The following is an 11,829-nucleotide window of genomic DNA, read 5'->3' as shown; positions in this document are numbered from 1 at the left end:
AAGTCCGGTCACCATACCGGACTTTGTTTATCCAGCGATGAGAGAAGGACTTTTGGACAACCCGATCAGCAGCCTAGAATTTAGTTTTACCCCGGCTGACCACCAGCGTCTTGCGATGTTATGTGGCCCATTTGACGATCACCTGCACCAGATTGAACGGCGTTTTCGCGTTCAGATCCAAAACCGCGAAGAAAAATTCCGCCTGCTGGGCCTGACCGAGCAGCTCCCGCTGGTACGCCAGTTGCTGGAGTCCCTGTATCAGGAAACTGTCTCCGCCAACGGTAAAGTACAACCGTTGAGCCCGGAACAGGTTCATCTGAGCCTCAGCAGTGTGGAAAACCCAAGCAGTTTGGTTAGTGTGGATGCGGCGCAGAACGAAGTCAGCATCAAAACCAAAAAAGGGTTGATTAAAGGCCGTAACGCCAATCAAAGCCGTTATGTTGCCAATGTGCTGACCCACGACGTGACTTTTGGTATCGGTCCCGCTGGCACCGGTAAAACCTATCTTGCAGTCGCCTGTGCCGTCGATGCGCTTGAAAAACAGCAGGTCCGCCGAATTGTGCTGACCCGCCCTGCCGTTGAAGCAGGCGAAAAACTGGGTTTTTTACCCGGTGATCTGGCGCAAAAAGTCGACCCGTATTTACGCCCTCTGTACGACGCGCTGTTTGATATGCTGGGTTTTGAAAAGGTGGAAAAGTACCTGGAACGGGGCACGATCGAAATCGCACCGCTGGCTTACATGCGCGGCCGTACTTTAAGTGATGCCTTCATCATTCTCGACGAAAGCCAAAACACCACAGTCGAACAGATGAAAATGTTTTTAACCCGGATTGGCTTTAATTCCAAGGCCGTGATCACCGGCGATGTCACGCAGGTCGACTTGCCCCGCGGTCAGTATTCAGGTCTGAAGCATGCCATCGACGTGTTGTCTGAGGTCGACGCCTTGAGTTTCAACTATTTCCAGGCCAAAGACGTGGTGCGCCACCCGGTGGTACAGAAAATTGTTATCGCTTATGAGGCGCATGAAAAAGCGCTGGCCGATGCCAAAGCTGCAGCCCGCGCCGCTGAACAAGCGGCAGTCGTGGAAAAAGCCGCCCAGCAGGTCCTTCCTGCAGTGACAGATCCTGTGACCAAACCGGCCCGCCGGCGCAGCAAAGAGGTTTAAATGGCGATTATTCTTGATCTGCAACAGGCCAGCAGCGCGAACGACTTACCCACTGAAGCTGAGTTGCTGCGTTATCTCGACGCCGCGGTCAGTCCGTTTCAGGCCGATGCGGAGGTCACCATCCGGATTGTTGACGAAACCGAAAGCCAGCAGCTTAATTTTGATTATCGTGAAAAAGACAAACCAACCAATGTGCTGAGTTTCCCATTTCAGTGCCCGCCGGGCATTGAGTTACCCTTGCTGGGCGATTTGGTGATCTGTGCTCAGGTCGTCGCGCGCGAAGCGCAGGAACAACAAAAAACCCTGCAAGCGCATTGGGCGCATATGGTGGTGCATGGCAGCTTGCATTTGCTCGGCTTTGACCATATAAATGACGCTGACGCCGAAGAAATGGAAGCGGAAGAGATCCAAATATTACAGGAACTTGGCTTTGCCAATCCCTATTTGATTGACTGAACATGGAGCTGATTTGAAGTCATGAGTGACGACAATCCACACTCGGGACGCGGTTCTGCCGTAAAATCCTGGCTAGAGCGCATTGCCGCGATTTTTACTGCAGAACCACAAGACCTGTCTGATTTACAAGCCATTATCGCCGAGGCCAATGCCCGCGCGTTGATCGACACTGATACCAAAGGCATGCTGCAAGGCGTGTTGGCCATTTCTAAAATGCGGGCGCGCGATATCATGGTGCCACGCTCACAGATGGCGACTATTGATATCGACCAGCCACTGGAAGAATATCTGCCTATTTTATTGGAAAATAATCACAGCCGTTACCCGGTGGTCAATGAAGATAAAGACCACATCGAAGGCATTCTGATTGTCAAAGATATCCTGCAATATGCGTTAAAGCCGCAGACTGAATGGCAACTTCGCGACATCTTAAGACCTGCGGTCATTATTCCGGAAAGTAAAAGAGTTGATGCACTGCTGAAAGACTTCCGCCAGCAACGATACCATATGGCCATTGTGGTTGATGAATATGGCGGCGTGTCCGGCCTCATCACTATCGAAGATATTCTGGAACAAATCGTCGGCGAAATTGAAGACGAGCACGATGAAATCGAAGGCTCTGACATCCGCAAGCTCGGTAGTCATGTCTTTTTGGTTAGCGCTTTAACGCCCCTCGATGAATTTAATGAAGCTTTTGCCACTAGTTTTGATGAAGACGAAGCCAGTACCATCGGTGGTATTGTGCTGCATGCCTTTGGTCATATGCCGGTGAAAGGTGAAAGTATCAGCCTCGGCGGCCTGACCTTTAAAGTGAACAAAGCGAACAATCGGCGTTTAGTGCAGTTACAGGTGATTAAGCCAAAAACCGATACAACCACCGACGAATAACGCCAAGCCGCAGGATGAAACCAGTGCGATTAAACATTTCGGCCAAAACCGGCCTTTGGAGCCTGCTATTATGCGCAGCGGGCCTGTTGAATACTTTTGCTTTTGCGCCTTACCATTGGCATGCCCTGCCGCTGTTCACTCTCACCTTATTGGCGCTGGCCTTACGCCAAACTGAGTCGCCCCGGCAAGCCGCCTGGTTCGGCTGGTGCTATGGCATTGGCTGGTTTGGTCTGGGTGTCAGTTGGGTGCATGTCAGTATCGCTACTTTTGGCGGCATGCCGCTGCTTGCCAGCCTTAGTATTATGGCGGCGCTGGTCGCTTATTTGTCATTGTTTCCGGCACTTGCGGCCTATAGCGCGGCCCGTCTGGCCAAGAGCAGGCCACACCATTGGCCGTTGCTGCTCGCCGTCTGCTGGACGCTGAGCGAAAACCTGCGCTCCTGGCTTTTTACCGGATTCCCGTGGTTATCACTCGGTTACAGTCAAACTGATGGCTGGCTTGCCAGTTATGCGCCGCTGGTAGGTGAAACCGGCATTAACTTTATTCTGTTGTTGGCCGCAGGCAGCTTTGCGTTGTTATGGCGCTATCAGCCAAGCCGTGTGGCGCACGGGCAGCTAGCAGCTGCAGTGGTGTTGCTGGCGCTGCCACCTGTGCTTGGTCACTTCAAAGGCTGGCAGACGAATGGCGTGCAAGTGCCAGTCGCGCTGGTACAGGGCAATATCCGTCAGGAGTTGCGCTGGGCGCCAGAGCAGGAACTGCCAACGATGAAAAAATATATGCAGCTGACGCGGCCACAACTGGCCGAGCGGCTGGTGATTTGGCCGGAAGCGGCGATCCCGCAGGTAGAACCCGATGCGCAAGCTTACTTGTTTAACCTCGATATGCTGGCCGCTGAAAATAAAGCTGCGGTGATCACCGGGATCCTCGATTGGAAACGCAATGGCGATGCCTACAATGGCATGATTGTGGTCGGTGATACCGGCGTGAAAGGCCAGATCTATCACTACGAGACCCGCAACCGCTACCAGAAACACCATCTGCTACCCATTGGGGAATTTGTGCCGTTTGAACGCTTTCTGCGCGACGTGGCACCGTTTTTTGACTTGCCAAACAGCTCGTTCGCCCGCGGCGAATGGCTGCAGCCGAATCTGCAGGCCAAAGGCTATCAGCTGCTGGCAGCGCTGTGTTTTGAAATCGCTTTTCCACGGCAAATCCGCGCCAATTTCACTGATGACACCGATTTTTTGTTAACCGTTAGCAACGACGCCTGGTTTGGCGATTCACATGGTCCGTGGCAACATCTGGAAATTGCCCGGATGCGGGCGCTCGAATTTGGCCGGCCTTTGCTGCGTGCCACTAACACCGGCGTGACCGCAGCCATTGGCGCCGATGGCCAGGTGCTGGCACAGCTGCCGCAATTTCAGGATGGCGTGCTGACGCTGGATGTCCCGTTGACGCAAGGCCGTACGCTGTATAGCCGGCTCGGTGACTGGCCGCTGTACCTGTTCTGCCTGCTCACCGGCGTCATGCTGTGGTGGCGGCAACACCAGCGTAAAGCACCCGCTACTGCCGCGATGAGCACGCCAGCGAACGCCAACGAGACTGCAAGTCAGACACCCGCAGTGGCGAGCTCTGAGCATGCAGCAACGACAGAGACGGCAGAATCACCAGCGAAAGAACGGATTGAGCCTCATTTCTGATCCGCGACCTAGTCTTCGTTTATCTTTGCACACAAAGGGACTGCTAATTTAGCAGTCCCTTTTTTCATTCAGCCGCAATACAGTTCCAGCCGGTTAGTCTGCCCAACAAGTCAGTCGGACTTTTCGGAGTATACCTATGAGTAAAATGATGATCGTTGGTTCCATGTTAGGCGCAGCTGCTATTACCGCCTTAGGCGCCGTCGCTACCAACTACAACAGTAATAAAAGTAACCAACCGCAGTGGGTTGAAATCGTCAGCAGCAAAGCGCTGACAGAAACCTCTTCCGAACCACAACAACAATGTACCACCAAGAAAATCGCTAAAACTGCGCCGGTTCAGGACCAGCACGAAATCGCTGGCACTGTGATCGGTGCAGTAGTTGGCGGTGTGCTGGGTAATCAGGTCGGTGGTGGTTCTGGCAAAAAACTGGCAACGGTCGCCGGCGCTGCTGCCGGTGGTTACGCCGGCAAACAAGTCCAGGAAGACATGCAGCAAAAAGATGTGAGCTATCAAGAGCAACAAGTGTGTAAAACGGTGCAAAAAACTGTCGAGAAAACTATCGGATACGAAGTGCGTTATCTGCATGATGGCGAGCTGAAGACCACGCAGGTTAGTCAGAAACCATCAGGCCGGATGTTATTGCAGGACGGTAAACTCATGACGGTAGAACCCGTCAGTTCATAACCTTTATCCGGGTTCCCGGCAGCGCTCTGGCCATCAACAGCTCGTTAATCCTAAAGGCCAAAGCGCTGCTTTTTCTTACTTCAGTTTCATCCGTACCAAGGTGTTGTCTTTGACAATATGGTGATGATAAATCGCCGCCAGCGCGTGGATACCGATCAGCGCGTAACCAGCCTCTGCTAACAGCTCATGTAAGTCTTCAAAGCTCACGGCCAATTCTTCATTTGGCGCCAGCAACGCCGGCAATTCGATTCCCCAGAACGGGATCACTTTGCCCTCGGCCGATAGAATCAGCCAGCCCAACAATGGTAAACCGATCAACAACGCATACAGTGCCAGATGCACCAACGCTGCCAGTTTGTGCTGCCAGACCGGCGGTACCGGTTCAATCGCCGGGTACGGTTGACGACTGCGAAACCAGAGCCGGGCCACGGTCAGCAGCAATACACTGAGTCCCAGCATATAGTGCACGGTCTTCATCAAGTCACGCTCAGGACTGCCGCGCTCAAAACTGCTGCGAAACTCCATGGTGCAATACACGGCAATAATCAGCAGAACAGTGATCCAATGCAACGCAATGGTCGGAAACGAATATCGGGATGTGCTCATCAGGTGGCTCCGTAACACAATGAAAATCTATGGTCAGCATGCAGCATGCGACCGCAACAAATATTGCGGTACCGCAAAGATACCAGCGAATGCTGAAGAAATTCTTAGTTACCAGCGGCCAAAATACTGGTCAATTAATAACATCAGATGATGATTCAGTTCTTCTACCAGCGTGTCGGCGTCCGTCTGGTAACTGCTACACAGCCGCTCGGCCTGACTGTCAGTCAGTACTCGACCTGCCAGCGAAAACTCTAATTCAGGCAACGATTTATCAAAACGTGGCGTCAACACCCATTGCATAAATGCCGGCGTATGACTGCTTACCAGCGGCTGGGCAAACTGACAAAACTCGGTAATATATTGCGCACCGTCTGGCCCCAGACATCCTGGCTCCAACCGGTAAGTCGCTTCCACCACAGGTTTATTCGGCATGCCCATTCCTTCGTTCTGTTATGACTGTTTGATCGCAGCGATAAACTGGTTCGAGTCGGCAATAGCCCGGTTCATGTCCTGCACCAGTTGCTCGACATCCTGTTGCAACACAGAAAATTCACCAGAAATTGCACCTACCGCTTTCGCGTTCAGATTATGTTTTAAATACAATACATTATCCTGCAATACCCGCAATACCGGCGGCATTTTGCTTTCCGCGCGGCGCATCACTTTGACCAGTGCATCAAACTGGCGTTTGGTATCAAGCAGCTTTTGTTTGCTCTCGGCCCGCAGTTTTTTATTCTGGTATTGTTTTAACTCATCATCCCATTCGTTAAACAGGTCAAACGCGACCAGCTCCACTTTATTGATGCGTGCACTGACGTCCGCGGCGGCTTTTTTACTGTCTTCATACTGGCTGTTCAGCGCTTCATAGCGGCCTTGCAGATCACCGCCATGAAAACCAATCAGCTGCGACAGCTGATCCAACGCATCTTTAAATTCCTGCTGTCCTTCAATCTGCGCATCACGGGCTTCTTCGACCCGATCGATCAGAATGTCACGTTTATGAATGCCAACTTTTTCCATCGCCGCATAATAAGCCGTCGAACAACTACTCAGTGCCAGCATCGATGCCAGCAGTACCGCTTGTTTTAGCATTTAATCTTCCTCAGCGCCGCCATTGACTAACTCGGCAATGGCAGCCAGTTTTTGCATCGTCAGTGCATTTAAGGTTTTTTTCGGATACTGACCTTTAGCATTGCGCTCGCCGGCGGCCAGACCGGTCAACAGCTCCAGCGCTTCATCGACAGTCCGCACCGTGTAGATATGAAACAAGCCGGCTTCGACCGCATTGATCACATCCTGATGCAACACCAGATGCAGCAGATTGCTGGCCGGGATCACCACCCCTTGCCGCCCGGTCAGCCCACGCGACTGACACAGTTTAAAGAAACCTTCAATTTTCTCATTGACGCCACCAATGGCCTGGACCTGGCCATGTTGGTTGATTGAACCGGTGATCGCCAGGTCCTGCCGCAGTGGCATGCCGGAGATCGCCGAAATCAGCGCCAGCACTTCCGCCAGCGAGGCACTGTCGCCGTCAATCAGACCGTAAGACTGTTCCATCGCAATATTGGCGGACAACGTCAGCGGGAATTGCTGCGCATATTTGGCGCCAAGATAACCAGTCAGCAACATCACCCCTTTGGAGTGGATGGCTTTGCCCAGTTCAACTTCACGCTCAATATCGATCACGCCATTGGAGCCCGGATACACGGTGGCACTGATGCGCGCCGGCGTACCAAAAGCGGTGTCGCCAATTTCCAGCACCGTCAGGCCGTTGATTTTGCCAACGGCCCAGCCGTCGGAATCAATGAGGATCTGTCCTTCCTGAATATCTTCCAGGAATGACTCGCTGATGCGGCCGGTGCGGTATTGTTTGCCGGCTAACGCCTGCTGCACATGAGCGCCACTCAGCTCGGCATCGCCTTGCTGATTGGCGTAATAGCAGGCTTCGCGCACCAGTTCCAGCACATCGGCAAAACGGGCCGACAGTTTGCGCTGATGTTCGGCCTGGCGGAAACTGAATAATAACAACTGCTTCAGGCCGCAGACCGTCAACGGGCCAGCTTCCAGCTGCTGGATCTGATCCTGCAGCTGCAACGACATATATTTAATGGTTTGATCATTAAGTGGCAGATAACTTTCAAAATCGGCCAGTACGCGGAACAGTTCGTTAAACTCATCGTCAACGTCCTGCACCAGATAATACAAATCGCGCGAGCCGAGCAGTACCACTTTGACGCTAAGCGGAATGGCTTTGGGCGTGATAATGGTCGAATTAGTGACGGCGTGTTCACTCAGCGTGTCGATGACAATCTCACCGGATTTCAGCGCCAGTTTCAACGCGTCCCACACCGCAGGTTGCGTCAGCAGCCGGTCAGCATCAAGGATCAGGTAACCGCCGTTGGCTTTATGCAAAGCGCCGGCGCGGATCATGCGATAATTGGTATACAACGACCCCTGCGCCGAGCTGTATTCGACCCGGCCAAACAAATTGCCGTAACTGGGATTGGCTTCAAACACAATAGGCGCGCCGGACATCGATTCGTGATGCACCAGCACGTTGGGCACAAAGTCGTTGATAAAAAAGCTGCGGATATCCAGCTCTTCGGCTTTATCGCTCTCGAGCTCTTCGGGCAACAATTCCAGTACCGCTTTCACCAGTTCCGGCCGCATTTCACGTAAGTACCGCAAAATACCCAGCTCAGTGACGTAATCATGTTCCAGCTGCTTTAACAGTGGTTTGATCGCCTGTTCGATCGTTTCGCGGCGCAGCGTACGCAGATTTTCCGATAGCTCGCGTTTCCACTGTGGCAGTTCCAGCAGCTGTTCATTCAGGATGGTTTCCAGCTCACTGACCAGTTCATAAAAAAACTGCCGCTTGTCGTCGGCAAGACTGGCAAATTCAGTATCGTCCAGCGGTTTGCCGTCGATCATCGGCGAAAAGCTAACCGCACCGTTTTCTTCGTACAGCACCACTTGTTTTTCCAGTGCTTTACGTTCCACCAGCGCGATGGCGGCTTCGTACTTATTGTCAAAAGCGGCGTGAATGGCTTTTTTCCGTCTTTGATAACCCGGGTTATCGAAGGCGGCCGGGAAGGTATCCAGCAGTTCGTCGATCAGCGCTTCGAGTTTTTTGACCAGTACCCGGCCTTCACCCGGTAACAGGCGCAGCGTTTGCGGCGTGCGTTCGTCGTCAAAGTTATTCAGATAACACCAGTCATCCGGCGTTTCTTTCTCACTGGCAGCCTGCTGCAGAATATCCTGAACCAATGTAAAACGACCTAACGCCGGTTCCCCCATCACATACAGGTTATAGCCAGGCATATCCATACCGATGGCAAAACCCAGCGCGGCTTTGGCGCGGTCCTGACCGATAAAGGTGCTGCTATATCCCGCCACGTCCAACGCATCTTTGATCTGGGCGTCGTCCAATTGTGGGGACAGCTGTGCCGCAGTGAGGGCGAGCAGTTGAAGTTTAGTGTCGGCAGCTTTGGTTACTGCAATTTGCGTCATGCCGTAGATTCCTTACTGGGATATGCAGGCATACTAACAAAATCAGTAGCATGCCGAAAACATATCTGTGATCGAACATCAGATCTGTTGGGCGGCAAACAACAAACTCAGACCGGCAGGCCGCGGCGCAAGAAATGCCCGCCCCCACAACCCGGACAAGTGATCAGAGTTGCCGGGTGGTTATAATGCATCGTCTCACCGCAATGACGGCACAGATACAATCCCATACCAACAGGTTCGCCTTGCATATATAACCCCTGGTGCGACAGATCCTGCTCCAGTTCCTGCCATTCCACCTGAGTTTTGTCGGTGACCTGCGCCAGCAGCTGCCACAAGGTTTCCGGCCAGATGGACGGCGGCTGCGGCTGTTGTTGCTGATGGAAAAACGTTTCAATAAAAAGCTGGGTTTCGTAGGCCGTCAGGTCTCTGCCGGCTTTGATATAGGCGCTGAAGGTGTCGGCGACATGATGGGCCGGCCTCAGCAGCGGATCGGATTCGGCCTGAGCACTGTGCAGCAGTTGGTCCAGCTGTTGCAGCCAGTGCCGGTATTTTTGCATTAAATCAGTCATGTTTACCTCGTGAATAAGCGGCCTACTCATTGTTGAGTATAGTCACGACAACCCCTTCCAGCGCAGCTGAACACCGGCAGAAATCTGCAATGTCCGTGCAGACCGTCCCATCTCACTCAGCATCCACCACATCATGCGTGTTTCAGGTCATCGTGGCAGTTGTTGCCACTAGCCTGAATGCGTTATCCTAACGGCAATTAGTTTTTATTTTTTGCCCATATCCCCCGTGATATTTATCTGTTGAGATCCTTTGCATGCAAGCACCAGACAACACCGCTCAGGCCCCTGTTTCCGCTTATGAACCGCGCCTGATTGAAACCGCGTTACAACAGCACTGGGCGAGCTCAAACGCCTTTAAAGTGACCGAAGATCCAAGCAAAGAAAAATACTACTGCCTGTCGATGTTCCCGTATCCAAGCGGCCGTCTGCACATGGGGCACGTGCGTAATTACACCATTGGTGACGTGATCAGCCGCTTCCAGCGCATGCAGGGCAAAAACGTGATGCAGCCGATGGGCTGGGATGCGTTTGGCCTGCCGGCAGAAAACGCCGCCATTGCCAACAAAACTGCGCCAGCCAAGTGGACCTACGCCAACATCGAATACATGAAAAACCAGCTGAAACGCTTAGGTTTTGGTTACGACTGGGACCGCGAAATCGCCACCTGCAAACCAGAATATTACAAATGGGAACAATGGTTCTTCACTCAGCTGTTTGAAAAAGGCTTGGTCTACAAAAAAATGGCCACCGTTAACTGGGACCCGGTTGATCAGTGTGTGCTGGCCAACGAGCAGGTCATCGACGGCCGTGGCTGGCGCTCAGGCGCGTTAGTGGAACAACGCGAACTGGCGCAGTGGTTTATCAAAATCACCGACTACGCCGAAGAATTACTGAATGATTTAGACCAGCTGGACGAGTGGCCAGAACAGGTTAAAACCATGCAGCGCAACTGGATCGGCCGCTCTGAAGGCGTTGAAATCAAATTCAGCCTCGGTGGTTCCAGTTACGATTTCAGCGTGTACACCACCCGCCCGGATACCTTGTTTGGCGTGACTTACGTGGCGATTGCACCACAGCACCCACTGGCGCAAAAAGCGGCCAAACTTGACGACAAGCTGGCGGCCTTCATTGAAGACTGTAAAGGCAACAAAGTTGCTGAAGCGGACATGGCAACAATGGAGAAAAAAGGTCACCCGACCGGTTTCTTCGCGGTCCACCCGCTGACCGGCGAACAAGTGCCGATTTTTGTCGCCAACTTCGTGCTGATGGATTACGGCTCAGGCGCTGTGATGGCGGTACCGGGCCATGACCAGCGTGATTTTGAATTCGCGACCAAATACGGTCTGCGGATCAAACAAGTGGTCGCTCCGGCAGCAGGCTCTGATGCAGTGGTCGATTTAAGCAAAGCTGCCTTTACTGAAAAAGGCGTGTTAATCAACTCTGGTGAGTTTGACGGGCTGGAATTCAGCGCTGCTTTTAAAGCGATCTCAGACAAACTGGTGGCCAAAGGCGTTGGTCAGGTCAAGGTCAATTACCGGCTGCGCGACTGGGGCGTATCCCGTCAGCGCTATTGGGGCGCCCCTATTCCGGTGCTGACGCTGGAAGATGGCACCCAAGTGCCGGTCCCTGCCGACCAACTGCCAGTGCGTTTACCGGAAGATGTGGTGATGGATGGCGTCAAATCGCCAATCAAAGCCGATGCGGAATGGGCTAAAACCAGCTACAACGGCAAAGCGGCCTTCCACGAAACGGACACCTTCGACACCTTTATGGAATCGAGCTGGTACTACGCCCGTTATTGTAGCCCGGACAATACCGATATGATGCTGGACCCGACTAAGGCCAATTACTGGCTGCCGGTTGACCAGTATATCGGTGGTATCGAACACGCCATTTTACACCTGCTGTACTCGCGTTTTTTCCACAAGCTGATGCGTGACGTCGGGCTGGTGCAATCGGATGAACCATTCAAACGCCTGCTGTGTCAAGGCATGGTGCTGGCTGAAACCTTCTATCGCGACAACGAAGGCGGCAGCAAAACCTGGTTCTCACCGCAAGATGTCGCGGTTGAACGTGACGACAAAGGCCGTATCACCGGTGCTGTGCTCAAATCCGACGGTCAGAAAGTCGAATCGGCTGGCATGAGCAAAATGTCGAAATCAAAAAACAATGGTATCGATCCGCAAACCGTGATCGACCAGTACGGTGCCGACACCGTGCGGCTGTTTATGATGTTCACGTCACCAC

11 protein-coding genes are annotated in these 11,829 nt (G+C 52.8%); 6 read left to right on the top strand and 5 right to left on the bottom strand.

Annotation, left to right across the window (positions count from 1 at the left end; translation table 11 throughout):
- Positions 1–52: 52 nt before the first annotated feature.
- From ACQ66Q_RS00055 to ACQ66Q_RS00035, 5 genes are all read left to right on the top strand, one after another.
- Positions 53–1,165, top strand: coding sequence for a PhoH family protein (locus ACQ66Q_RS00055; protein ID WP_430454903.1), 1,113 nt, complete (start codon positions 53–55; stop codon positions 1,163–1,165).
- Positions 1,166–1,621, top strand: coding sequence for an rRNA maturation RNase YbeY (gene ybeY / locus ACQ66Q_RS00050; protein WP_430454902.1), 456 nt, complete (start codon positions 1,166–1,168; stop codon positions 1,619–1,621).
- 21 nt (positions 1,622–1,642) lie between these two features.
- Entirely contained in the window at positions 1,643–2,509 is an 867-nt protein-coding gene (locus tag ACQ66Q_RS00045) for an HlyC/CorC family transporter (RefSeq protein WP_430454901.1), read from the top strand.
- A 23-nt stretch (positions 2,510–2,532) separates the two neighbouring features.
- Complete coding sequence (gene lnt, locus ACQ66Q_RS00040; protein ID WP_430454900.1) at positions 2,533–4,209, top strand: apolipoprotein N-acyltransferase; 1,677 nt, start codon at positions 2,533–2,535, stop codon at positions 4,207–4,209.
- Between the two features lie 136 nt (positions 4,210–4,345).
- Positions 4,346–4,894, top strand: a complete 549-nt coding sequence (locus tag ACQ66Q_RS00035) for a glycine zipper 2TM domain-containing protein (protein WP_430454899.1) — start codon at positions 4,346–4,348, stop codon at positions 4,892–4,894.
- Positions 4,895–4,969: 75 nt separating this feature from the next.
- Here the strand turns inward: ACQ66Q_RS00035 and ACQ66Q_RS00030 are convergent, their stop codons facing one another.
- The 5 genes from ACQ66Q_RS00030 to ACQ66Q_RS00010 all read right to left on the bottom strand — a co-directional run bounded on the left by ACQ66Q_RS00030 (position 4,970) and on the right by ACQ66Q_RS00010 (position 9,582).
- The gene (locus ACQ66Q_RS00030; RefSeq protein ID WP_430454898.1) at positions 4,970–5,500 is read right to left on the bottom strand and encodes a cytochrome b; all 531 of its coding nucleotides are present in this window, start codon (positions 5,498–5,500) and stop codon (positions 4,970–4,972) included.
- A gap of 108 nt (positions 5,501–5,608) precedes the next feature.
- Positions 5,609–5,932, bottom strand: coding sequence for a hypothetical protein (locus ACQ66Q_RS00025; RefSeq protein WP_377241245.1), 324 nt, complete (start codon positions 5,930–5,932; stop codon positions 5,609–5,611).
- Positions 5,933–5,950: 18 nt separating this feature from the next.
- The gene (locus ACQ66Q_RS00020; RefSeq protein ID WP_430454897.1) at positions 5,951–6,592 is read right to left on the bottom strand and encodes a DUF2959 domain-containing protein; all 642 of its coding nucleotides are present in this window, start codon (positions 6,590–6,592) and stop codon (positions 5,951–5,953) included.
- The gene (locus ACQ66Q_RS00015; protein WP_430454896.1) at positions 6,593–9,013 is read right to left on the bottom strand and encodes a Lon protease family protein; all 2,421 of its coding nucleotides are present in this window, start codon (positions 9,011–9,013) and stop codon (positions 6,593–6,595) included.
- Positions 9,014–9,120: 107 nt separating this feature from the next.
- The gene (locus ACQ66Q_RS00010) at positions 9,121–9,582 is read right to left on the bottom strand and encodes a zinc ribbon-containing protein (protein WP_430454895.1); all 462 of its coding nucleotides are present in this window, start codon (positions 9,580–9,582) and stop codon (positions 9,121–9,123) included.
- A 254-nt stretch (positions 9,583–9,836) separates the two neighbouring features.
- Between ACQ66Q_RS00010 and leuS the strand changes: the two genes are divergently transcribed.
- Positions 9,837–11,829 (top strand): leucine--tRNA ligase (gene leuS, locus ACQ66Q_RS00005; protein ID WP_430454894.1); only part of this gene is annotated, 1,993 nt, incomplete at its 3' end.

The organism is Rheinheimera sp., assembly GCF_965283995.1.
Lineage (GTDB): Bacteria > Pseudomonadota > Gammaproteobacteria > Enterobacterales > Alteromonadaceae > Pararheinheimera.
This window is presented reverse-complemented; position numbering and strand designations above follow the sequence as displayed.